The organism is Pseudomonas sp. AC070 (genome assembly GCF_979258635.1).
Genome location: NZ_OZ409871.1, coordinates 3,409,502 through 3,431,407, shown reverse-complemented (window position 1 = coordinate 3,431,407; position 21,906 = coordinate 3,409,502). Strand labels below are relative to the sequence as shown.

The following is a 21,906-nucleotide window of genomic DNA, read 5'->3' as shown; positions in this document are numbered from 1 at the left end:
GTTGCTAAGGACGTTGTACTAAATGGCATTGCCAAGCAGAGCGTCACGTTTGGCCCCGGTGGTCGACATGGCCGAACGCGAAGAGCGTGAAGCCGCGCGGGCCCTGGGCCAATGCCAAACCCTGATGAACCAGGCCGAAGGCAAACTCAGCGACCTGCACCGCTACCTGGGCGATTACCAGCAGCAATGGATAACCGAAGGCCGCAACGGCGTGTCGGGGCAGTGGATGATGAACTACCAGCGCTTTTTGGCGCAGCTGGAAACCGCCATCAAACAGCAGAACCAGAGCGTCGACTGGCACCGCACCAACCTCGATAAGGCCCGCGAGCTGTGGCAGCAGAAATACGCCCGCCTCGAAGGGCTGCGCAAGCTGGTGCAGAAGTACATGGACGAAGCGCGGGTGGCCGCCGACAAGCGCGAACAGAAGTTGCTCGACGAGTTATCGCAGCGTTTGCTGCAACGTGAGCGTGATTGAATTCAGCTGCTAGAGTGAGGAAAAGCCACAACCGTTTGTGTTGCCTGGCTTTTTTCGTGTTTAAAAATAACCAGATTCATTTGGGGTAGGGGAGCTTCTCATGGCCATCACTTCATTACCGTCTGACGACGGGCAAGAGCTGACCATCCGCATTCAAGGACGTTTCGATTTTGGCACCCATCAGGCGTTTCGCGACTCTTACGAGCGCGTGAACATCACGCCCAAACGCTATGTGGTGGATCTGGACCACACCACCTACCTGGACAGCTCGGCGCTCGGCATGTTGCTGCTGTTGCGCGACCACGCCGGTGGCGACAACGCGCAGATCAGCCTGGTGAATTGCAACGCCGACGTGCGCAAAATTCTGGCTATTTCCAACTTCGAACAGCTGTTCAAGATTATCTGACGCCATGTCGCTGGATCCGCGCCTGTCCGTACTGATTGCCGAAGACAACGCCGCCGACCGCATGTTGTTGTCGAGCATCATCAGCCGTCAGGGCCATCGCGCCATCACCGCCGCCAATGGTTTGGAAGCGGTGGCGATGTTCGAGCAGGAGCGTCCTGACCTGGTGCTAATGGACGCCTTGATGCCAGTGATGGACGGCTTCGAGGCGGCGCGGCGTATCAAGCTCAAGGCCGGCGAAGCGCTGGTGCCGATTATTTTCCTCACCTCGCTGACCGAGGGCGAAGCACTGGTGCGCTGCCTCGACGCCGGCGGCGACGACTTTCTGGCCAAGCCTTACAACCGCGTCATTCTCGAAGCCAAGATCAAAGCCATGGACCGCCTGCGCCGGTTGCAGGCCACCGTGCTGGAGCAGCGCGACCTGATTGCCCGGCACAACGAGCACCTGCTCACCGAGCAGCGCGTGGCCAAAGCGGTCTTCGACAAAGTGGCCCACTCGGGCTGCCTCAACGCGCCAAATATCCGTTACCTGCAATCACCGTTTGCGGTGTTCAACGGTGACCTGCTGTTGGCCGCGTTCAAGCCCTCGGGCGGTATGCATGTGCTGCTCGGCGACTTCACCGGCCACGGCTTGCCCGCCGCCATCGGCGCCATGCCGCTGGCCGAAGTGTTCTACGGCATGACCGCCAAGGGCTATTCGCTGAAGGAAATTCTTCGCGAGGTAAACGCCAAGCTCAAACGCATTCTGCCGGTGGGCGTGTTCTGCTGCGCCACGCTGCTTAACATCAGCTTTCAGCGCCGCGTGTGCGAAGTGTGGAACGGCGGTTTGCCGGACGGTTACCTGCATCGCATCGCTACCGGCGAGCGTTTGCCGTTGGTGTCGCGGCATTTGCCGCTGGGCGTGCTGGACCCGGCAGACTTCAAAGACGCCTGCGAAATCCACCCGATGGAAATGGGCGACCGCGTGTTCCTGCTCTCCGATGGCGTGCTGGAAACTGCCAATCCGGGCGAGCAGATGTTTGGCGAGTCGCGGCTGCTGAACGTGTTCTCTGCCAATCGCCAACCCGACCTGCTATTCGAGGAAATTCAGCAAGCGCTCACGGCTTTTCGCGGTGAGGCGCATGACGACGTCAGCATGGTTGAAGTGTGCATGGTCGAACCCGACTCCTTGCCGCGCCCGGCGCTGGCGTTTACCGAGAACGGCCACAGCAGTCCGCTGGACTGGGCCGCCAGCTTCGAATTCCGCGCGCAAACCCTCAAGCGCTTCAATCCTTTGCCGTTCCTGTTGCAACTGCTGCTGGAAGTGCACGGCCTGCGCTTTCAGGGTGGCGCGTTATATAGCGTGCTCGCCGAGCTGTACTCCAATGCGCTTGAGCACGGCGTTTTGGGTTTGGATTCACGGCTCAAATGCGATGCCGCTGGCTTTGCCGAGTACTACCGCCAACGCAGGTTGCGCCTGGCCGAGCTGGACCACGGCTACGTGCGCTTTCACTTGCAACTGCTGCCCGAAGCCAACGGTGGGCGCCTGGTGGTCAAGGTCGAAGACAGCGGCCCCGGCTTCGATGTGTCAAACATTCTGGAACGCCAGCGCACCGCGCAAAGCTTGTCAGGGCGCGGCCTGAGCCTGATCCGCCGACTTACCGACCGCTCCACCTGGGCAGACGACGGACGCGGGGTGAGCGTGGAGTTCTCGTGGATCGATCAGGCATAATCTTGAGCGTTTTGCTCAGGGAGCGTTCCGGTGGCTGACATTCATCTCGACAGTGCGGTATTGGCCGGCCTACAGGACATCATGGAGGCTGAGTATCCCTTGCTGCTGGATACCTTTATCGCCGACTCCGAAGAACGCCTGCGCCTGCTGCACCAAGCCCTCGCCAACCACGATGCCCACGAACTGCGCCTGGCGGCCCACAGCTTTAAAGGCAGCTGCAGCAACATGGGCGCGCCGTTGCTGGCAAACCTGTGCAAGCAATTGGAAGACGATTCGCGCAGTGCCACCGTGCTGGCGGATGCGCCTACGGTGCTGGAGCAGATCGAACGGGAATTCGCCATTGTGCGGATTTTGCTGAAGTCCGAGCGCCAGCGTTTTTCGTCGTTGTAATACGCTGTTTGCATGGTTTTTATTTGGTCTGAATTCAGGCTATAGTCCTCCCCGTCAGCTTGCCTTCGCCGTTTTCCCTGGCGTTGGGCGAGGTCCTGCCGTCTGGTGCCTTGGCATCAATGCCGCTCTTGAAGGAGAAACCCATGAGGGTTGAAACCATAAGCTTTTTGAAAAAACACGCTGCCGATCTGGACCTGGATGAGCCCATGGTGGTTACGCAAAACGGAGTTCCTGCTTATGTGGTGGAGTCTTACGCTGACCGTAAGCGTCGTGATGAGGCTGTCGCTCTGGTGAAGTTGCTCGCAATCGGTTCGCGCGAGTACGCCCAAGGTAAGCATTGCTCTGCTGACGATCTGAAAGCCCGTTTGGCCAAAAGGTTTGTGCAGCGCTAACAGGCAGAACTGATGACCACATTCAACGTCCGCTTCACAGACTCCGCAGCGCAAAGCATTGAAGATCAAATTGTTCATTTAGCCGATTACACGGGCATCGAAGCTGCCTACGCAAGCCTTGACACCCTAGTGGGTATCGTTGAAACAAAGCTAAAGAACGCCCCTCTCGGTTATCCCATCAGCGACCAAGCCAGCTCGCTGGGTGTCATCCAATACCGGGAGTTGAACACCGACGGATTCAGATTCTTTTACGAGATTTACGAATCCGAGAAAGCCATTGTGGTCGGGTTGGTGTTGAGGCAAATACAAAGTGTTGAACAGGCTCTTATTCGCTACTGCCTGATCAATCCGTGGTAGCTGTTGAGCTACGCGCCGTAAGCGTTTTTTGACCGAAACGCTGGCGTTTTCAAAGTTGGCCCATCCCTTGCTATCTCTCCATCACGACCCACCCGCACGGAGAGAGTGCTAAATGTCCGTTGCCTCAGATCCACTTCTGAATTCCGCCCCTGTGGCCAAGCCGCAAGCCGCGCCTGCAAAGTCTCAGCCTAAACAGGCCGAGCCCAGCAAGGACGATGCTTCCAGCTTCGCCAAGGTGTATGCCAAGGAGCGTCAGGACAAGGCTGTCGACCGTAACGAAGCGGCCGCCAAGTCCAAAAATGCCAAGTCCAACGACAAGGCTGACGATAGCAAACCGGCCGAGCAAACCGCCACAGCGGCAACCTCGGACGAACCGGCCGTTGCCGATAGCGGCAATCCCTTGCCGACCGAGCCGGCAGTCGCCGAGCCGGTAATCGATCCGATGATTCTGCTGGCCATGGCCGGGCAGCAGATGCAGCAGCCGACCACCGAAGACACCGCGCTGCCGACCACGGGGGAGGGCGAAGAAGCCCTCGATATCCCGTTGTCGCTCACCGGCATGGTGACGCCACAAATCACGCAAACCGAAGACACCGGCCACGATCCGCAAGTGGATGCCATGAGCGAGTTGCCCGGCGTTGACCTGGTGCTCGACCTGGCGGCCAAGGCGCAAGCAGCGAACCAGAAGGGCGGCACTAATCCATCCGCCGCCCAGGCCGGGCAAACCGGCGGCCAGGATTTTGCCGCTGCCATGGCGCAACTGACGGGCAAAACCGAAGGCGGCGAAAGCCAGATTACCGACGAGCTGGGTTTGCTGGATAAAGGCAAAGACAGCATCGAGGCGTTGAAAGACAGCAGCGTCGACCTGCCCAGCGATTCGTTTGCCAACAAGCTCAGCGCGTTGAATCAGGCGGTCAATCAGCAGGTCACCCAGGCGCAGCGCACGCCGCTGGTGCCGGGCGCGCCGGTGTCGATGCAGCAGGGCGTGTGGACCGAAGACGTGGTCGACAAGGTGATGTGGATGTCCAGCCAGAATCTGAAATCGGCAGACATCCAGCTCGATCCGCCAGACCTCGGTCGCCTGGAAGTGCGCATTAACATGGCTCAGGACGCCGCCACCCAGGTGACCTTCGCCAGCCCGCACATGGCGGTACGCGATGCGGTGACAGAATCCATGCACCGCCTGCGCGAGATGTTTACGCAGCAGGGCATGACCATGGACGTCAATGTGTCCGATCAGTCGCTCAATCGCGGCTGGGCCGGGCAGAACGGCGGCGACGGCCAACAGAGCCGTGGTGGTTCCAGCCACAGCGGTTTCGGTGGGGGCGATGAAGAGATCAGCGTCGGCACCAGCGAAATTCGCAGCAACGGCGCCGTGACCGGTGGCCGTGGTCTGGTGGACTACTACGCCTAAGCTGACACTGGCGGCGGCCGGGTCGCCAGGCGCATGTGATCTAGACTGACAACGCCCGCTTACCAATTCGGTAAGCGGGCGTTGTTATTTCTGCCGCGTTTTTTCAGTGACAGCGCCAGACGCGGCTGATATATCGCTGCCCCGTTGCGTTAGAACCAACGCTGAAGTTGGGCTTCAGACCTGTACTAGGTGGGCAATTGCATTAAACGGTCTGTGTTGTAGGTAGTTTCCCACAGCGTCCTCCGCTATGTTTGCTCTACTGCTGGCAGCAATTGTCGTGCAAACAGCTTGTTAGCACTCGTGCCTGGCAAGCTGGCATAACACTTGCTCCTAACCCTTTGAACACGGATAGATTTCCGATCAGTGACGGATTATTGGCATGGCTAAGAAAGAAAAAGCAGCAGCACCGGCGGCCGATGGCTCCGCACCGCCTCCCGGCAAGGGCAAGCTGAAGCTGATCATCCTGATTGTGGTTGGCCTGCTGATCGCCATTGGTGGCTCGGTCGGCGCCACCTGGTTTTTGATGCATAAGAGCGCGCCGGCTGCCGAAGCGGCAAAGGAAGGCGAGCACGGCGGCGCCGAAGAGGGTAAAGGCCCGGACGGCAAACCGCTGAAGAAAGAAGCGATTTACGAAGTATTGGCGCCAGCCTTTGTGGTGAACTTCAACGTCAACGGGCGCCAGCGTTATATGCAGGTAAGCGTCGCCTTGATGGCGCGCGATAAAGATAAAGTCGACGCGCTCAAGGCCCATATGCCGGTGCTGCGCAACAACTTGGTGTTGCTGTTCTCGGGGCAGAATTTTGACAACCTGACGACCCCGGTCGGCAAGGAAATGCTCCGTCAGTTGGCCACCGCCAGCGTGCAGGAGTTGGCGAAGAAAGAAGTGGGCGATACCACGGTCGAGCAAGTGTTGTTCACCAATATCGTTCTGCAATAAACCCGTTATTCAGTCACCGTCTCTCAGTAGGTAACGCAGATGGCCGTCCAAGACCTGTTATCCCAGGATGAAATCGATGCCCTGTTGCATGGTGTCGACGACGGCGCGGTGGAAACCGAAGACGCCGCCATCCCCGGCAGCGTCAAAAGTTACGACCTCTCCAGCCAGGACCGCATCGTGCGCGGGCGCATGCCCACGCTGGAAATGATCAACGAGCGGTTCGCGCGCTACACCCGTATCAGCATGTTCAACCTCTTGCGCCGCTCGGCCGACGTCGCCGTGGGCGGCGTGCAGGTGATGAAGTTCGGCGAGTACGTGCATTCGCTGTACGTGCCCACCAGCCTCAACCTGGTGAAGATGAAACCGCTACGCGGCACCGGCCTGTTCATTCTCGACGCCAAGTTGGTGTTCAAGCTGGTGGACAACTTCTTCGGCGGCGACGGCCGTCACGCCAAGATCGAAGGCCGGGAATTCACGCCCACCGAATTGCGCGTGGTGCGCATGGTGATCGACCAGGCGTTTATCGACCTCAAGGAAGCCTGGCACGCGGTGCTGGATGTGAACTTCGAGTACATGAACTCGGAAGTGAACCCGGCGCTGGCCAACATCGTCAGCCCCAGCGAAGTGGTGGTGGTGTCGACCTTCCATATCGAGCTGGACGGCGGTGGCGGCGACCTGCACGTGACCATGCCGTATTCGATGATCGAGCCGATTCGCGACATGCTCGACGCCGGCTTTCAGTCCGATGTCGACGACCAGGACGAGCGTTGGGTCAAGGCCCTGCGCGAAGACATCCTCGACGTCAGCGTGCCATTGGCCGCCACCATCGCGCGCCGTCAATTGAAGCTGCGCGACATTCTGCATATGCAGCCCGGCGATGTGATTCCCGTGGACATGCCCGAAGAAATGATCATGCGTGCCAGCGGCGTGCCGGCCTTCAAGGTCAAACTCGGCGCCCACAAAGGCAACCTGGCCTTCCAGGTGCTGGAACCGATTGAACGCTGAGCGATTGCGCCAGCTTTAAACCCATTAGCACCACCGAATAATGCAAGGCGAGGAACACATGGCAGACGAAGAAGAAACCTCCCCGGAAGAGCAGGCACTGGCAGACGAATGGGCGGCTGCGCTCTCTGAGGCGGGCGACGCGAATCAGGACGACATCGACGCGATGCTCAACCAGAGCGCCGGCGAAAGCAGCGCGCCGCGCGCCTCGATGGAAGAGTTCGCCAGCTCGCCAAAAAACAACCTGCCGGTGAGTTTGGAAGGTCCGAACCTGGATGTAATTCTCGACATTCCGGTGTCCATTTCCATGGAAGTGGGCAACACCGAAATCACTATCCGCAACCTGTTGCAGCTCAACCAGGGCTCGGTAATCGAGCTTGATCGCCTGGCCGGTGAACCGCTGGACGTGTTGGTCAACGGCACCCTGATCGCCCATGGCGAGGTAGTGGTGGTCAACGAGAAATTCGGCATCCGCCTGACTGACGTGATCAGCCCAAGCGAACGCATCAAGAAGCTGCGCTAAACCATGAGTCCATCGTTTCCACGTCGGTTGGCGGCGTTGCTGGTCACGGCATTGCCGCTGCTGGCCAGTGCTGCCGAGCCGGGCAAAACCCTGGCCACGCCCATGGCCGAGGGCAGCATGGGCGGTCAATTGGTGCAGGTGCTGCTGGGCTTGCTGTTGGTGATTGGCATGATTTTCGTGCTGGCCTGGATGCTGCGCCGCGTGCAGCAGATCGGCCCGCGCGGCGGCCAGGTGATCAAACTGGTGGCTAGCCAACCGCTGGGCCCGCGCGAGCGGCTGGTGCTGGTGCAAGTGGGCAATGAGCAGATTCTGCTGGGCCTCACGGCCGGACGCATCACCCCGCTGCATACATTGAAAGAGCCGGTGCACGTGGCTGATACCCAAGCCGCCACGCCGGAGTTCGCCCAGCGCCTGATGGAGCTGTTGGGCAAGGATCAGAAGGACAAACCGTGATGAGTCTGTTGCGCCTGCTGCTGGCGATTGGGTTGAGCCTGGCGGCACCTCTGGTTCTGGCGGCCGATCCGCTGACCATGCCCGCCATCACCATGACCACCAACCCGGCAGGACAGCAGGAGTATTCGGTCAGCCTGCAGATTCTGCTTCTGATGACCGCGCTGACGTTCATTCCCGCGTTCGTCATGCTGATGACCAGCTTCACCCGCATCATCATTGTGTTCTCGATTCTGCGTCAGGCCCTGGGTTTGCAGCAGACGCCGTCGAACCAGATTCTCACCGGCATGGCCTTGTTTCTGACCATGTTCATCATGGCGCCGGTGTTCGATCAGGTGAACCGCGACGCCTTGCAGCCGTATTTAAACGAGCAGATGACCGCGCGGGATGCCATCGCCAAGGCCGAAGTGCCGGTTAAGAACTTTATGCTGGCGCAAACCCGCTCCTCGGATCTGGAGCTGTTTATTCGGTTGTCCAAACGCACCGACATACCCTCCGCCGACCAGGCGCCGCTGACCATTCTGGTGCCGGCGTTCGTGACCTCGGAGCTGAAAACGGCGTTCCAGATCGGCTTTATGATCTTTATTCCGTTCCTGATCATCGACTTGGTGGTCGCCAGCATCCTCATGGCGATGGGCATGATGATGCTGTCGCCGCTGATCATTTCGCTGCCGTTCAAAATCATGCTGTTCGTGTTGATCGACGGTTGGGCCCTCATCATTGGCACCTTGGCCAGCAGCTTCGGCGGCACTTAGCCGAGCCGGGCCGGGAGAACGCACATGACCCCAGAAGTAGCGGTAGACCTGTTTCGCGAAGCGCTGTGGCTGACCGCCGTGATGGTGGCCATTCTGGTGGTGCCGAGCCTGGTGGTCGGCTTGATCGTCGCCATGTTCCAGGCGGCCACGCAGATCAACGAACAAACCCTGAGCTTTCTGCCACGCCTGCTGGTGATGCTGGTGACCTTGATCTGGGCGGGCCCCTGGCTGATTCGCTCGTTCATGGAATACATCACCAACCTTTACACCAACATTCCGTTCCTGATCGGCTAAGCCATGTTCGAGCTGAGCGGTGAGCAGATTGGCGGCTGGGTGGGCGGTTTTCTGCTGCCGTTTTTCCGCATCGCCGGGCTGTTGATGACCATGCCGATCATTGGCACGCAACTGGTGCCGATGCGCGTGCGCGTCTACCTGGCGCTGGCCTTCACCCTCGTGATTTACCCCAGCCTGCCGCCTGCGCCCGCCGTCGATGCGTTGAACCTGGCGACGGTGTTTTTGATCGTCAAGGAAGTGCTGGTCGGGGTGATGCTTGGTTTTGTCTTGCAGCTGTTCTTCCATGCCTTTGTGGTGGGCGGGCAAATTCTCGCCACGCAAATGGGCTTTGGTTTTGCCTCGATGGTCGACCCTACCAACGGCGTGTCGGTGGCGGTGATCGGGCAATTTTTCACCATGCTGGTGACGCTGCTGTTCCTGGCCATGAACGGCCACTTGGTGGCGTTTGAAATCATGGCCGAAAGCTTTGTCACGCTGCCCATTGGCACCGGCCTGACGACGAACCACTACTGGAATATCGCTACCAGTCTAGGCTGGGTGTTGGGCGCCGGCTTGTTGCTGGTACTGCCGGCCATTACCGCGCTGTTGATCGTTAACATCGCCTTTGGCGTGATGACGCGGGCGGCGCCGCAGCTGAACATTTTCTCGATTGGTTTTCCGCTTACCCTGGTGATGGGCTTTGTGATCATTTGGATCAGCCTGTCTGACTTTCTCTCTCACTATCAACTGATGGTCAGCGATGCCCTGCAGTTGCTACGCGAATTGGTACAGGCGAAATAGGCCATGGCCGAGAACGAGAATGGCGCGGAGAAGAGCGAAGAGCCCACGGACAAGCGACGCCGCGAGTCGCGAGAGAAGGGCCAGATCGCACGGTCGCGCGAGCTCAATACCTTTGTCGTGCTGGTGGCGGGCGTTGGCGCGCTGATGAGCTACGGCGGCGCCATGGGCGATGCCATGGCCACCATCATGAAAGAGAACTTCTCCCTTAGCCGCGAGCTGCTGATGGATAACGGCAGCATGGCGCTGCAGTTCGAGAACGCCATTTACATCGCCCTGATGGCGCTGTTCCCGTTCTTCGTCGTGCTGCTGGTGGCCTCGATTCTCGGGCCGATTGGCTTGGGTGGCTGGTTGTTTTCGCCGCAGTCGATGGCGCCGAACTTCGGGCGGCTCAACCCGCTGCCTGGCATCAAGCGCATGTTCTCGGCCAAGGCCGGTCTGGAGCTGCTCAAAGCCCTCGCCAAGTTCGCCCTGGTGCTGATGGTGGCGCTGGCGGTGCTCAACGCCGACAAGCGCGACCTGCTGGCCCTGGCCCATGAGCCGCTGGAAGCGGCGATCATGCACAGCATCACGGTGGTGGGGCGCAGCGCCATGTGGATGGCCTGGGGGCTGATTTTCATCGCCGCCGTCGACGTGCCATTCCAGCTCTGGGACAACCGGCAAAAAATGCTGATGACCAAGCAGGAAGTCCGCGACGAATACAAAGACAGCGAGGGCAAGCCCGAGGTCAAACAGCGGATTCGCCAGATGCAGCGGGAGATGGCTGAGCGCCGCATGATGGCCGCCGTGCCTCAGGCCGACGTGGTTATTACCAACCCGACGCACTTTGCCGTCGCGCTCAAGTACGACCCGCAGCAGGGTGGTGCGCCGGTGCTGCTGGCCAAAGGTGGCGACTTTGTGGCGCTGAAGATTCGCGAAATTGCCAATGAACACAAAGTGATGGTGCTGGAATCGCCTGGCCTGGCGCGGGCGATTTTCCACTCCACTGATCTGGATCGCGAGATTCCGGCGGGGCTTTACCTTGCCGTGGCGCAGGTGTTGGCGTACGTCTACCAGTTGCGCCAGTTCCGTTCGGGCAAAGGCAAGCGGCCTGATCCCCTGAAAGATCTGCCCATTCCGCCAGACCTGCGTCGCGATGAGTAACTGAAGGGCGTGTAGGAGCGACCTTGGTCGCGAACCCTGCAAACCCCGTTCGCGACCAAGGTCGCTCCTACAAAAAAGCATTCAAGCCCCAATCCCAAAGTTGGACGACTTCTTGCAAAAGCCCCGCTAGCGACGCGTTTGCGTCAAAAGTTTGAATGGCGAGGAATGGGCTTGTGGCAATAGATCGCGCACAACTGATCGGCGATGTTCGGGGCAACCTGGCGGGCTTGCGGCACGGCAATATCGGTATTCCGCTGTTGCTGCTGGTGATGCTCGGCATGGTGATGTTGCCGGTGCCGCCGTTCATTCTCGACGTACTATTTACCTTCAGCCTGGCGCTTTCGATTGTCGTGCTGCTGGTGGCGATTTATGCGTTGCGCCCGCTGGATTTCGCCGTATTCCCGACCATTCTGCTGGCCGCCACGCTGCTACGCCTGGGCCTCAACGTGGCTTCCACCCGCGTGGTGTTGCTGCACGGTCAGGAAGGCCACGACGCCGCCGGTAAGGTGATTCAGGCCTTCGGTGAGGTGGTGATCGGCGGTAACTACGTGGTCGGTATCGTGGTGTTCGCGATTTTGATGATCATCAACTTCGTGGTGGTCACCAAGGGTGCCGGCCGTATCTCCGAGGTGAGCGCGCGTTTCACCCTCGACGCCATGCCCGGCAAACAAATGGCGATTGACGCCGACCTCAACGCCGGCCTGATCGATCAGGTTCAAGCCAAGCTGCGCCGCAGTGAAGTGGCCCAGGAAGCGGACTTCTACGGTTCCATGGACGGTGCCAGCAAGTTCGTGCGCGGTGACGCCGTCGCCGGTTTGCTGATTCTGTTTATCAACCTGATCGGTGGCATGGCCATCGGTATCGTTCAGCACGACCTGAGCTTCGGCGACGCTGGCCGCATCTACACCTTGCTGACCATCGGTGACGGTTTGGTGGCGCAGATTCCATCGCTGCTGCTGTCCACCGCCGCCGCGATCATGGTGACCCGTGTTTCCAGCTCCGAAGACATGGGTCAGCAAGTCACTCGCCAGATGTTTGCCTCGCCCAAAGCCTTGGGCGTCGCCGCTGCGCTGATTATCGCCATGGGCCTGGTGCCTGGCATGCCGCATTTCTCCTTTCTCAGCCTGGGCTTTCTGGCCGCAGGTGGCGCGTATTGGATCGCCAACAAGCAACGCAAACTCAAGGTGGCCGAAGTGGCCGAAGTGCAGCGCCAGCAAGAGCTGCTGCCGGCCCAGCGCGCTCAGGAAGTGAAAGAACTCGGTTGGGATGACGTAACGCCGGTGGACATGGTGGGCCTGGAAGTGGGCTATCGCCTGATTCCGTTGGTAGACCGCAACCAAGGCGGCCAGCTGCTGGCGCGGATCAAGGGCGTGCGTAAAAAGCTCTCGCAAGAGATGGGCTTTTTGATGCCCTCGGTGCACATCCGCGACAACCTCGATTTGCAGCCCAACGCCTACCGTTTGACGCTCATGGGCGTGAGCCTGGCCGAAGCCGAGATTTACCCGGACCGCGAGCTGGCGATCAACCCCGGCCAGGTGTTCGGCACGCTCAACGGCGTGGCCGCCAAAGATCCGGCGTTCGGCCTGGATGCGGTCTGGATCGACCAGTTCCAGCGCGATCAGGCGCAGTCGTTGGGCTACACCGTGGTCGACGCCAGCACCGTGGTCGCCACGCACCTGAACCAGGTGCTGCACAAGCACGCCCATGAATTGCTCGGCCATGAGGAAGTGCAGCAGCTGCTGCAATTGCTGGCCAAGGGCTCGCCGAAACTGGCCGAAGAATTGGTGCCGGGCGTGGTCTCGCTGTCGACCTTGCTCAAGGTGTTGCAGTCGTTGCTGCAAGAGCAGGTGCCGGTTCGCGATATCCGTTCTATCGCCGAAGCGATTAGCAACGTGAAGAGTCAAGATCCCGCCGCCATGGTGGCAGCGGTGCGTGTCGCGCTGTCGCGCTCAATCGTGCAAGGCATTGTGGGACTAGAGCCGGAGCTGCCTGTGATCACCTTGGAGCCGAGGTTGGAACAGATATTGCTCAATAGTCTACAGAAGGCCGGTCAAGGCTCCGAGGATGGCATTCTCCTGGAGCCAAGCATGGCCGAGAAGCTGCAGCGTTCCCTGGTGGACGCCGCGCAACGCCAGGAAATGCTCGGCAAGCCTGCGATTCTGCTGGTAGCCGGTCCGGTTCGGGCGATGCTCTCGCGGTTCGCACGGTTGGCAGTACCGACCATGCACGTGTTGGCGTACCAGGAAATCCCAGACAACAAGCAGGTCACCATCGTTGCCACGGTGGGTCAGAACTGAACTGAGGCTTAGGTCATGCAAGTTAAACGCTTTTTCGCCGCCGATATGCGTCAAGTCATGAAGTTGGTTCGCGATGAGCTGGGCGCCGATGCGTCCATCATCGGCACGCGCCGTGTCGCCGGAGGCGTGGAATTGACCGCTGCCCTGGACTACCAGGCGCCGGTGATTCCTGCACGCCAGCCGAACCCTGAGCTTGAGAACGAGTTGCGTCGCACGCAGTCGATGCTGGTGTCGGCGCAAGCCGATCTGGCCACCCGTGTGGCCGGCGAAAAAATGAAAGACGGCCAGTTGTTCGCCAATGAGTCCATCGTGGCGCCCGAGTTGCCGGCCTCGTTTGTTCGCCCTGAGCGACCAAAACCGGCTGCCGCACCGGCGCCGCAACCTGCGAAGGCGGTGGCAACCGACCAACGCAGCCTCGACGCCATGCGTTTCGAATTGAACGGCCTGCGCGAGCTGATTGAAGTGCAACTGGGCTCGATGGCCTGGGGTCAGATGCAAAGTCGCCGTCCGCAACAGGCTGCGCTGTGGCGTCGTCTGCAACGCATGGGCTTGCCGGCAGAATTGTCGCGCGTGCTGCTGGAGCGGGTGTCTGCCGTGTCCGAGCAGCGTCAGGCCTGGCGCATGATTCTTGCCCACCTGGCCCACGCGATCAAAACGCCAAAAGTCGAGCCGCTGGAAGAGGGTGGTGTGATCGCCCTGGTTGGTCCGGCTGGTATGGGCAAAACCACTACACTGGCAAAAATGGCGGCGCGTTATGTTTTGAAATACGGCGCGCAACACGTGGCGCTGGTGAGCATGGACAGCTACCGCATCGGTGCCCAGGAACAACTGAAAACCTTGGGTCGCATTCTTAATGTGTCGGTGACCCAAGTGGACCCCGGCACCTCGCTGACCCAAGCGCTCGAGCCATTGGCGCGCAAACGCGTGGTGCTGATCGATACCGCCGGCTTGCCGGGTAATGATCCGGCGCTGCACATGCAGTTGGAAACCTTGGCCGGTCGTGGGGTCAAATCGAAAAATTATCTGGTTCTGGCCGCTACCAGCCAGAGCCAAGTGCTCAAGGCGGCCTACCATAGCTATAAGCGTTGCGGTCTGAGTGGCTGTATTCTTACCAAGGCCGATGAAGCAACCAGTTTGGGCGAGGTTTTAAGTCTGGCTATAAGCCAGCATCTACCGGTAGCCTATCTGGCAGACGGTCCGCGCATTCCAGATGACTTGCACGTTCCGCGCAGTCATCAGTTGGTGAGTCGGGCCGTGAGTTTGCAGGCGCCTCAGGAGCCCAGTGAAGACGCCATGGCCGACATGTTCGCCGGGCTGTACCAGAACCCGGCGCGTCGCGCAGGCTGATTCGCTGTAGAGCAAGGCAGTAACGAAATTTAGTCGTTCAGATTGGCCCGGTGCCGAGCCTGAACGTAATCAGCCAAGTGGCCTCAGTCGAGCTAGACAAGGTGTGTAGATAACATGGGTATGCATCCCGTACAGGTGATCGCGGTGACCGGCGGCAAGGGTGGCGTCGGCAAGACCAATGTTTCGGTCAATCTTTCCCTGGCCCTGGCTGACCTTGGTCGGCGTGTGATGCTGATGGACGCCGACCTGGGCCTGGCCAACGTGGACGTGCTGTTGGGCCTGTCGGCCAAGCGCACCCTGGCTGACGTCATCAGTGGCGAATGCGAACTGCGCGACGTGCTGCTGCAAGGGCCGGGTGGCATCCGCATCGTGCCGGCAGCCTCCGGCACACAAAGCATGGTGCAGCTCACGCCCATGCAACACGCTGGCCTGATTCAGGCGTTCAGCGACATCAGTGACAACCTCGACGTATTAGTGATCGACACCGCTGCCGGTATTGGCGATGCGGTGGTGAGCTTTGTGCGCGCGGCCCAGGAAGTGATTGTGGTGGTGTGCGATGAGCCCACCTCCATCACCGACGCCTACGCCCTGATCAAACTGCTGAACCGCGACCACGGCATGAGCCGTTTCCGTGTGCTGGCCAATATGGCGCACAGCCCACAGGAAGGTCGCAACCTCTTTGCTAAGCTGACCAAAGTGACTGATCGTTTCCTCGACGTCGCCTTGCAATACGTCGGCGCTGTGCCTTACGACGAGTCGGTACGCAAGGCGGTACAGAAGCAACGCGCAGTTTATGAGGCCTTCCCTCGCTCCAAGTGCGCGCTGGCATTCAAGGCCATCGCGCAGAAGGTCGACACCTGGCCGTTACCAGCCAATCCGCGTGGGCACTTGGAGTTCTTCGTGGAGCGTCTGGTCCAGCAACCGCTTGCTGATACGGCCGTATGACATCAGGCAATGGGCTCCGTATGTATAGCAAGGCACAGGCGCAGGACTCCCAGCACCAGTTGATCGAGCGTTACGCGCCTCTGGTCAAACGCATCGCCTACCACTTGCTGGCACGTTTGCCGGCAAGCGTGCAGGTGGAAGATCTGATCCAGGCCGGCATGATCGGTCTGCTTGAAGCCTCTAAGAAATACGACTCCAGCAAAGGCGCCAGTTTTGAAACTTTCGCCGGCATTCGTATACGTGGATCTATGCTGGATGAGGTACGCAAGGGCGATTGGGCGCCGCGTTCGGTGCACCGCAACAGTCGCATGGTCAGTGACGCAATTAGAAAAATTGAAGCCCGAACGGGCAGAGACGCTAAAGATCAAGAAGTTGCGGCCGAACTCCAATTGAGTCTCGAGGATTACTACGGCATTCTTGGCGACACTTTGGGCAGCCGCTTGTTCAGTTTCGACGACCTTCTTCAGGACGGCGAGCACACAGGTCTGCGTGAAGACGCTGGCATTACCCACTTCGAGCCTTCGCGCGATCTGGAAGATGAACGCTTCCAATCGGCATTGGCGGCGGCCATCTCTGGACTGCCTGAACGTGAACAGTTGGTGTTGTCGCTGTATTACGACGAAGAACTGAATCTCAAGGAAATTGGCGAAGTGCTGGGGGTCAGCGAATCGCGGGTCAGCCAGTTGCATAGCCAGTGTGCCGCTCGTTTGCGTGCACGCTTGAGCGAGTGGCGCGCTAGCTGAGCGGCACTGCCAGTTTCTCGATTCAACGCGCATCCAGGTGCTGGGTGCGTTTAGGACTGTACGGAGGTCGACTTGGACAAAAACATGAAAATCCTCATCGTTGACGACTTCTCAACGATGCGACGGATCATCAAGAACCTCTTGCGTGACTTGGGATTCACCAACACCGCTGAGGCTGATGACGGAACCACCGCTTTACCCATGCTGCAAAGCGGCAGCTTCGACTTTCTCGTCACTGACTGGAACATGCCGGGAATGACCGGTATCGACCTGCTGCGTGCGGTTCGCGCCGATGACCGTCTCAAGCACCTGCCGGTGCTGATGGTGACCGCCGAGGCCAAGCGCGATCAGATTATCGAAGCGGCGCAGGCCGGGGTGAATGGCTACGTAGTGAAGCCGTTCACAGCTCAAGTGCTGAAAGAGAAGATCGAAAAAATCTTCGAGCGTGTTAACGGCTGATCCCGGCCGTGGGGGCAATATGGCGCACGACGATCTACCCATGGGCGACCTTGAGTCGTCCCTAAAATCCAATGCCCGCGAGCTCGTTGATAGCCTTGAAAAAGGTAATTTTGGCGAAGCGGTGCAGCTCATTCATGAGCTCAACAAAGTGCGTGATCGTGGTCTTTACCACGAAGTGGGAAAACTGACGCGTGAGCTGCACAACGCCATCGTCAATTTCCAGCTTGACCCACGCGTGCCACATGCCAAGGAAGTGTCGCAAATCACCGACGCCACTGAACGCCTGAACTATGTCGTGACGATGACCGAGAAAGCGGCCAATCGCACCATGGATCTGGTGGAGCAGAGCGCGCCGCTGGTTAACGACCTCAACGATGAAGCCACTGCGCTGGGCGCCGACTGGGGTCGCTTTATGCGCCGCGAGTTGGGTGCCGAAGCTTTCCGCGAATTGGCCAAACGCATCGAACTGTTCCTCGCCCGAAGCGAACGTGACAGCAGCAAATTGTCGGGGCATCTCAACGACATTCTGCTCGCCCAGGATTACCAGGACCTCACCGGTCAGGTGATCAAGCGCGTTACGCAACTGGTTACCGAAGTGGAAAGCAACCTGCTGAAACTGGTGCTTATGGCCAGCCAAGTGGACCGTTTCGCGGGTATCGAGCACGACCATGCCGTGCTGCGCGCCGAGCAAGAACAACAAAAAGAGCCTTCTCATGGTGAAGGTCCGCAGATTCATGCCGATAAGCGTGAAGACGTCGCTTCCAATCAGGACGACGTGGACGATCTGCTATCAAGCTTGGGATTCTAGGGAGCACACAGATGAGCTTCGGCGCCGATGAAGAAATCCTCCAGGACTTCCTGGTAGAGGCCGGCGAAATTCTTGAGCAGTTATCGGAACAATTGGTCGAGCTGGAAAGCCGCCCGGATGATTCCAATCTGCTCAATGCGATTTTCCGCGGATTCCACACCGTCAAAGGTGGCGCCGGCTTCCTCCAGCTCAATGAGCTGGTGGAGTGCTGCCACATTGCCGAAAACGTGTTCGACATCCTGCGCAAGGGTGAGCGGCGCGTTGACTCGGAGTTGATGGACGTCGTTCTCGAAGCTCTTGATGCCGTCAATGGCATGTTTTCTGAAGTGCGCGAACGCACCACGCCGACACCGGCTACGCCAGAGCTGTTGGCGGCGCTGGCCCGTTTGGCCGAGCCGCAGAGTGCCGCAGAATTGGCCGGTGCGACTGCCGAACCAGAGGCTGAACCCGAACCCGACGTTGCCGAGGCGCCCGCTGCGGCAGAAGCCTCTGGCGATATCACCGACAGCGAATTCGAGCAGTTGCTCGATGCCCTGCACGACGAGCCCAAAGCGCCCGTAGCAGCCGCCAGCGGTGATGAAATTACCGACGACGAATTCGAATCGCTACTCGACCAGTTGCACGGCAAAGGCCAGTTCGCTGCTGCTCCTGCCGCGCCCGCTGCGCCGGTCAGCGCGCCGCCTGCCAGTGCGGCCCCGGCCGCTGCCGGTGGTGGCGATGAAATTACCGATGACGAATTTGAAGCGCTGCTGGACCAGTTGCATGGCAAAGGCAAATTCGTTGAGCCCGCCGCTGAGCCGCAAGCGCCCGCCGCGCCAGTAGCAGCGGCAACGCCTGCGGCGAGTGGCGCTGGCGACAACATTACCGACGACGAATTCGAGGCCTTGCTGGATCAACTGCACGGCCAAGGGAAATTCGTAGAACCCGCTGCCCAGGCGCCAGTGCCGGCCGCCGCCGCGCCGGCGAAAGCAGCTGCACCTGCGCCCAAGCCCGCCGCGAAAGCCGAGCCGGCCAAACCTGTCGCCCCGGCTAAACCTGCCGCTGCGCCAGCCCCGGCACCTGCTGCTGCCGCTGCTGATAAAGCCGGCCCAGCCGCCGAAGCGGAAACCACCGTGCGCGTCGACACCGCGCGGCTGGACGAAATCATGAATATGGTCGGCGAGTTGGTGCTGGTGCGTAACCGTCTGGTGCGTCTGGGACTCAACAGCGGCGACGAGAACATGTCCAAGGCGGTGTCCAACCTCGACGTGGTGACGGCAGATCTGCAAACCGCGGTGATGAAAACCCGCATGCAGCCGATCAAGAAAGTCTTCGGTCGCTTCCCGCGTTTGGTTCGCGACCTGGCCCGCAGCCTGAAAAAAGAGATCAACCTGGAGCTGGTCGGTGAAGAAACCGACCTCGACAAAAACCTGGTTGAGGCACTCGCCGACCCGTTGGTTCACTTGGTGCGCAACTCGGTGGACCACGGTATCGAGTCGCCGGAAAAACGCGAAGCCGCCGGCAAAAGCCGCGGCGGCAAAATCGTGCTGTCGGCGCAGCAAGAGGGCGACCACATCCTGCTGTCGATTTCGGACGACGGCAACGGCATGGACCCCGACGTACTGCGCGCCAAAGCGGTGGAGAAGGGCGTGCTCGACAAAGACGCCGCAGACCGCCTCAGCGAAGCCGAATGCTACAACCTGATTTTCGCCCCGGGCTTCTCGACCAAAACCGAGATTTCCGACGTGTCTGGCCGTGGCGTGGGCATGGACGTGGTGAAAACCAAGATTTCCCAGCTCAACGGCATCATCAACATTTACTCGGCCAAAGGCCAAGGCACCAAGATCGTCATCAAGGTGCCGCTGACCTTGGCGATCATGCCGACCTTGATGGTCATGCTCGGCAACCAGGCGTTTGCGTTCCCGCTGGTTAACGTCAACGAAATCTTCCACCTCGACCTGTCGCGCACCAACGTCGTCGACGGTCAGGAAGTGGTGATCGTGAGGGACAAAGCCTTGCCGCTGTTCTACCTCAAGCGCTGGCTCATCAGCAGCGCCCAGCACGAAGAGCAGCACGAAGGCCATGTGGTGATTCTGTCGGTGGGCACGCAGCGGATCGGCTTTGTGGTCGATCAGTTGGTGGGCCAGGAAGAAGTCGTGATCAAGCCGCTGGGCAAGATGCTCCAAGGCACTCCGGGAATGTCCGGGGCCACCATTACGGGTGATGGGCGCATTGCCCTGATTCTGGATGTGCCGAGCATGCTCAAGCGTTACGCACGCCGCATCTGATGCGGTGTGTCACTCAGCGTAGATAAGGCATGGAGCGTGGCATTTACGGGACGTAAATAAGCGCTCCGCCTGCTTGCGCAGCACCAAGCGCGACGGCCCAACGGGGTCTCGGGCGGGTACAAAGGAGCGGTTATGGCAGTTAAGGTTCTGGTGGTGGACGATTCCGGCTTTTTCCGCCGGCGTGTCTCGGAGATTCTCTCCGCCGACTCGAATATCCAGGTCGTTGGCACTGCCACCAATGGTCGCGAAGCGATCGATCAGGCCCTGGCCCTCAAGCCTGACGTGATCACCATGGACTACGAAATGCCGATGATGGATGGCATTACGGCCGTGCGTCACATCATGCAGCGCTGTCCCACTCCGGTACTGATGTTCTCCTCGCTCACCCACGAAGGCGCGCGCGTTACGCTCGATGCGCTGGATGCCGGTGCGGTGGACTTCCTGCCGAAGAATTTCGAAGACATCTCCCGCAACCCCGAGAAAGTCAAACAACTGCTGTGCGAGAAGGTACACACCATCGCCCGCAGTAATCGCCGCTACAGCGGTATGCCTGCTGCCGCGCCGGCACCTGCGCCCAGTCATGCGCCCGCCGCCAGCTCTTCCAGCACCGCCACCAGCAGCACCCCTGCGCGCCCCGCGCCAGTTGCGCCACGGCCGGCTCCTGCAGCGCCTGCTGCCGGCTCCAGCGCAGCGCCCAAGCGCAAGCCTTACAAACTGTTGGCCATCGGCACCTCGACCGGCGGCCCGGTGGCGCTGCAACGCGTTCTAACCCAACTGCCAGCGAATTTCCCCGCGCCCATCGTGCTGATTCAGCACATGCCGGCCGCCTTCACCAAGGCGTTTGCCGAGCGCTTGGACAAGCTGTGCAAAATCAGCGTGAAAGAAGCCGAAGACGGCGACCAACTGCGCCCCGGCCTGGCCTTGCTGGCGCCCGGTGGCAAACAAATGATGGTCGACGGCCGTGGCACGGTAAAAATTCTGCCTGGCGATGAGCGCCTGAACTATCGCCCGTGCGTGGACATCACCTTCGGCTCCGCCTCCAAAGCGTATGGCGACAAAGTTCTGGCCGTGGTGCTTACCGGCATGGGCGCCGACGGCCGCGAAGGCGCGCGCCTGCTCAAGCAGGGCGGCAGCCAGGTGTGGGCGCAAGACGAAGCCAGTTGCGTGATTTACGGCATGCCCATGGCCATCGTAAAAGCCAACCTCGCAGACGCGGTTTACAGCCTTGATGACATCGGTCGACACCTGGTGGAGGCCTGTGTCTGATGGATGTACTTAGCCTTATCGGGGTGATTTTGGCGTTCGTTGCCATTCTGGGGGGCAACTACCTGGAAGGCGGCCACGTCGGCGCACTGGTCAATGGCCCGGCTTTTCTGATTGTGGTGGGCGGTACCTTGGGCGCGGCGTTTCTGCAAACGCCGATGTCGGTGTTCAAACGTTCGTTGGCCGTGGTGCGCTGGATTATTTTCCCGCCACGCATCGACCTGGCCGGCGGCATCAACCGCGTGGTGGGTTGGAGCATGACGGCGCGTAAAGAAGGCTTGCTCGGTCTGGAAGCGGTCGCTGACGTCGAGGCTGACCCTTACGCCCGCAAAGGCTTGCAATTGCTGGTGGACGGCGCCGAGCCCGAAGCCATTCGCAGCATTCTGGAAGTGGACCTCTACACCCAGGAAGGCCGCGATATTCAAGCCGCCAAGGTGTTCGACAGCATGGGCGGTTACTCGCCCACCATCGGCATCATTGGTGCGGTCATGGGCCTGATTCATGTGATGGGCAACCTGGCCGACCCGAGCATGCTGGGCAGCGGTATCGCCGTGGCGTTTGTCGCCACCATCTACGGCGTGGCCTTGGCCAACCTGTTTTTTTTACCCGTGGGCAACAAGCTCAAAGCCATCGCCCTGCGCCAGTCGCGTTACCGGGAAATGCTCCTGGAAGGCATTCTCTCGATTGCCGAGGGTGAGAATCCGCGCTCCATCGAGCTCAAGCTGCAAGGCTTCATGGACTAAAGGTCGGGCTC

24 protein-coding genes are annotated in these 21,906 nt (G+C 59.9%); all 24 read left to right on the top strand.

What is annotated here, in order from left to right; translation table 11 throughout:
- The first annotated feature begins 22 nt into the window (after positions 1-22).
- Entirely contained in the window at positions 23-475 is a 453-nt protein-coding gene (gene fliJ / locus ACZZ0Q_RS15370; protein WP_463382277.1) for a flagellar export protein FliJ, read from the top strand.
- Between the two features lie 100 nt (positions 476-575).
- Positions 576-881 carry an STAS domain-containing protein gene (locus ACZZ0Q_RS15365; protein ID WP_463541710.1) on the top strand — a complete coding sequence of 102 codons (306 nt, stop codon included), beginning with the start codon at positions 576-578 and terminating at the stop codon, positions 879-881.
- 4 nt (positions 882-885) lie between these two features.
- Positions 886-2,589: an ATP-binding SpoIIE family protein phosphatase gene (locus ACZZ0Q_RS15360; protein WP_463541711.1), complete on the top strand. Its 1,704-nt coding sequence runs from the start codon at positions 886-888 to the stop codon at positions 2,587-2,589.
- A 30-nt stretch (positions 2,590-2,619) separates the two neighbouring features.
- The gene (locus ACZZ0Q_RS15355; RefSeq protein WP_463541712.1) at positions 2,620-2,979 is read left to right on the top strand and encodes an Hpt domain-containing protein; all 360 of its coding nucleotides are present in this window, start codon (positions 2,620-2,622) and stop codon (positions 2,977-2,979) included.
- Between the two features lie 143 nt (positions 2,980-3,122).
- Positions 3,123-3,371 (top strand): type II toxin-antitoxin system Phd/YefM family antitoxin, encoded by a 249-nt coding sequence (locus tag ACZZ0Q_RS15350; RefSeq protein WP_463541713.1) that lies wholly within the window; start codon positions 3,123-3,125, stop codon positions 3,369-3,371.
- A 12-nt stretch (positions 3,372-3,383) separates the two neighbouring features.
- Positions 3,384-3,728, top strand: coding sequence for a type II toxin-antitoxin system RelE/ParE family toxin (locus ACZZ0Q_RS15345; RefSeq protein WP_463541714.1), 345 nt, complete (start codon positions 3,384-3,386; stop codon positions 3,726-3,728).
- Between the two features lie 112 nt (positions 3,729-3,840).
- A complete protein-coding gene (locus ACZZ0Q_RS15340) occupies positions 3,841-5,142 on the top strand; it encodes a flagellar hook-length control protein FliK (RefSeq protein ID WP_463541715.1) in 1,302 nt (433 codons plus the stop codon).
- 379 nt (positions 5,143-5,521) lie between these two features.
- Positions 5,522-6,079 carry a flagellar basal body-associated protein FliL gene (gene fliL, locus ACZZ0Q_RS15335; RefSeq protein ID WP_122496964.1) on the top strand — a complete coding sequence of 186 codons (558 nt, stop codon included), beginning with the start codon at positions 5,522-5,524 and terminating at the stop codon, positions 6,077-6,079.
- Positions 6,080-6,118: 39 nt separating this feature from the next.
- Entirely contained in the window at positions 6,119-7,084 is a 966-nt protein-coding gene (fliM, locus tag ACZZ0Q_RS15330; protein WP_463541716.1) for a flagellar motor switch protein FliM, read from the top strand.
- A 58-nt stretch (positions 7,085-7,142) separates the two neighbouring features.
- Positions 7,143-7,604, top strand: a complete 462-nt coding sequence (fliN, locus tag ACZZ0Q_RS15325) for a flagellar motor switch protein FliN (RefSeq protein ID WP_122496968.1) — start codon at positions 7,143-7,145, stop codon at positions 7,602-7,604.
- A gap of 3 nt (positions 7,605-7,607) precedes the next feature.
- Positions 7,608-8,057 (top strand): flagellar biosynthetic protein FliO, encoded by a 450-nt coding sequence (fliO, locus tag ACZZ0Q_RS15320; protein WP_463541717.1) that lies wholly within the window; start codon positions 7,608-7,610, stop codon positions 8,055-8,057.
- A complete protein-coding gene (gene fliP / locus ACZZ0Q_RS15315; protein WP_122496971.1) occupies positions 8,057-8,809 on the top strand; it encodes a flagellar type III secretion system pore protein FliP in 753 nt (250 codons plus the stop codon). The genes fliO and fliP overlap by 1 nt, the downstream gene beginning before the upstream one ends.
- A gap of 24 nt (positions 8,810-8,833) precedes the next feature.
- Positions 8,834-9,103: a flagellar biosynthesis protein FliQ gene (fliQ, locus tag ACZZ0Q_RS15310; protein ID WP_110618444.1), complete on the top strand. Its 270-nt coding sequence runs from the start codon at positions 8,834-8,836 to the stop codon at positions 9,101-9,103.
- Between the two features lie 3 nt (positions 9,104-9,106).
- A complete protein-coding gene (gene fliR / locus ACZZ0Q_RS15305) occupies positions 9,107-9,883 on the top strand; it encodes a flagellar biosynthetic protein FliR (RefSeq protein ID WP_463541718.1) in 777 nt (258 codons plus the stop codon).
- A 3-nt stretch (positions 9,884-9,886) separates the two neighbouring features.
- Complete coding sequence (gene flhB / locus ACZZ0Q_RS15300) at positions 9,887-11,023, top strand: flagellar biosynthesis protein FlhB (RefSeq protein ID WP_463382282.1); 1,137 nt, start codon at positions 9,887-9,889, stop codon at positions 11,021-11,023.
- 179 nt (positions 11,024-11,202) lie between these two features.
- The gene (gene flhA, locus ACZZ0Q_RS15295; RefSeq protein WP_463542315.1) at positions 11,203-13,320 is read left to right on the top strand and encodes a flagellar biosynthesis protein FlhA; all 2,118 of its coding nucleotides are present in this window, start codon (positions 11,203-11,205) and stop codon (positions 13,318-13,320) included.
- 15 nt (positions 13,321-13,335) lie between these two features.
- Positions 13,336-14,667, top strand: a complete 1,332-nt coding sequence (flhF, locus tag ACZZ0Q_RS15290) for a flagellar biosynthesis protein FlhF (protein WP_463541719.1) — start codon at positions 13,336-13,338, stop codon at positions 14,665-14,667.
- A gap of 114 nt (positions 14,668-14,781) precedes the next feature.
- On the top strand, positions 14,782-15,612 hold the full coding sequence (gene fleN, locus ACZZ0Q_RS15285) for a flagellar synthesis regulator FleN (RefSeq protein ID WP_108097029.1): 831 nt from the start codon (positions 14,782-14,784) through the stop codon (positions 15,610-15,612).
- The gene (fliA, locus tag ACZZ0Q_RS15280) at positions 15,609-16,355 is read left to right on the top strand and encodes an RNA polymerase sigma factor FliA (protein WP_162998629.1); all 747 of its coding nucleotides are present in this window, start codon (positions 15,609-15,611) and stop codon (positions 16,353-16,355) included. Before fleN ends, fliA begins: the two co-directional genes overlap by 4 nt.
- Before the next feature lie 84 nt (positions 16,356-16,439).
- Positions 16,440-16,814, top strand: a complete 375-nt coding sequence (locus tag ACZZ0Q_RS15275; protein ID WP_176947307.1) for a chemotaxis response regulator CheY — start codon at positions 16,440-16,442, stop codon at positions 16,812-16,814.
- Positions 16,815-16,833: 19 nt separating this feature from the next.
- The gene (locus tag ACZZ0Q_RS15270) at positions 16,834-17,622 is read left to right on the top strand and encodes a protein phosphatase CheZ (protein ID WP_122496980.1); all 789 of its coding nucleotides are present in this window, start codon (positions 16,834-16,836) and stop codon (positions 17,620-17,622) included.
- Positions 17,623-17,633: 11 nt separating this feature from the next.
- Positions 17,634-19,889 carry a chemotaxis protein CheA gene (locus tag ACZZ0Q_RS15265; RefSeq protein WP_463541720.1) on the top strand — a complete coding sequence of 752 codons (2,256 nt, stop codon included), beginning with the start codon at positions 17,634-17,636 and terminating at the stop codon, positions 19,887-19,889.
- A gap of 132 nt (positions 19,890-20,021) precedes the next feature.
- Positions 20,022-21,155, top strand: a complete 1,134-nt coding sequence (locus ACZZ0Q_RS15260; protein WP_463541721.1) for a protein-glutamate methylesterase/protein-glutamine glutaminase — start codon at positions 20,022-20,024, stop codon at positions 21,153-21,155.
- Positions 21,155-21,895 carry a flagellar motor protein gene (locus ACZZ0Q_RS15255; protein ID WP_463536409.1) on the top strand — a complete coding sequence of 247 codons (741 nt, stop codon included), beginning with the start codon at positions 21,155-21,157 and terminating at the stop codon, positions 21,893-21,895. Before ACZZ0Q_RS15260 ends, ACZZ0Q_RS15255 begins: the two co-directional genes overlap by 1 nt.
- The last annotated feature ends 11 nt before the right edge of the window (positions 21,896-21,906 follow it).

Bases quoted from the DNA above. Each gene is read 5' to 3' on its own strand.
- fliR (WP_463541718.1), top strand. From the start codon at position 9,107: ATGTTCGAGCTGAGCGGTGAGCAGATTGGCGGCTGGGTGGGCGGTTTT.
- ACZZ0Q_RS15365 (WP_463541710.1), top strand. From the start codon at position 576: ATGGCCATCACTTCATTACCGTCTGACGACGGGCAAGAGCTGACCATC.
- fliQ (WP_110618444.1), top strand. From the start codon at position 8,834: ATGACCCCAGAAGTAGCGGTAGACCTGTTTCGCGAAGCGCTGTGGCTG.
- fliM (WP_463541716.1), top strand. From the start codon at position 6,119: ATGGCCGTCCAAGACCTGTTATCCCAGGATGAAATCGATGCCCTGTTG.
- fliP (WP_122496971.1), top strand. From the start codon at position 8,057: ATGAGTCTGTTGCGCCTGCTGCTGGCGATTGGGTTGAGCCTGGCGGCA.
- fliO (WP_463541717.1), top strand. From the start codon at position 7,608: ATGAGTCCATCGTTTCCACGTCGGTTGGCGGCGTTGCTGGTCACGGCA.
- flhF (WP_463541719.1), top strand. From the start codon at position 13,336: ATGCAAGTTAAACGCTTTTTCGCCGCCGATATGCGTCAAGTCATGAAG.
- ACZZ0Q_RS15260 (WP_463541721.1), top strand. From the start codon at position 20,022: ATGGCAGTTAAGGTTCTGGTGGTGGACGATTCCGGCTTTTTCCGCCGG.
- ACZZ0Q_RS15255 (WP_463536409.1), top strand. From the start codon at position 21,155: ATGGATGTACTTAGCCTTATCGGGGTGATTTTGGCGTTCGTTGCCATT.
- fliN (WP_122496968.1), top strand. From the start codon at position 7,143: ATGGCAGACGAAGAAGAAACCTCCCCGGAAGAGCAGGCACTGGCAGAC.
- fliL (WP_122496964.1), top strand. From the start codon at position 5,522: ATGGCTAAGAAAGAAAAAGCAGCAGCACCGGCGGCCGATGGCTCCGCA.
- fliA (WP_162998629.1), top strand. From the start codon at position 15,609: ATGACATCAGGCAATGGGCTCCGTATGTATAGCAAGGCACAGGCGCAG.
- ACZZ0Q_RS15270 (WP_122496980.1), top strand. From the start codon at position 16,834: ATGGCGCACGACGATCTACCCATGGGCGACCTTGAGTCGTCCCTAAAA.
- ACZZ0Q_RS15345 (WP_463541714.1), top strand. From the start codon at position 3,384: ATGACCACATTCAACGTCCGCTTCACAGACTCCGCAGCGCAAAGCATT.
- ACZZ0Q_RS15360 (WP_463541711.1), top strand. From the start codon at position 886: ATGTCGCTGGATCCGCGCCTGTCCGTACTGATTGCCGAAGACAACGCC.
- fleN (WP_108097029.1), top strand. From the start codon at position 14,782: ATGGGTATGCATCCCGTACAGGTGATCGCGGTGACCGGCGGCAAGGGT.
- flhB (WP_463382282.1), top strand. From the start codon at position 9,887: ATGGCCGAGAACGAGAATGGCGCGGAGAAGAGCGAAGAGCCCACGGAC.
- fliJ (WP_463382277.1), top strand. From the start codon at position 23: ATGGCATTGCCAAGCAGAGCGTCACGTTTGGCCCCGGTGGTCGACATG.
- ACZZ0Q_RS15265 (WP_463541720.1), top strand. From the start codon at position 17,634: ATGAGCTTCGGCGCCGATGAAGAAATCCTCCAGGACTTCCTGGTAGAG.
- ACZZ0Q_RS15350 (WP_463541713.1), top strand. From the start codon at position 3,123: ATGAGGGTTGAAACCATAAGCTTTTTGAAAAAACACGCTGCCGATCTG.
- ACZZ0Q_RS15275 (WP_176947307.1), top strand. From the start codon at position 16,440: ATGAAAATCCTCATCGTTGACGACTTCTCAACGATGCGACGGATCATC.
- ACZZ0Q_RS15340 (WP_463541715.1), top strand. From the start codon at position 3,841: ATGTCCGTTGCCTCAGATCCACTTCTGAATTCCGCCCCTGTGGCCAAG.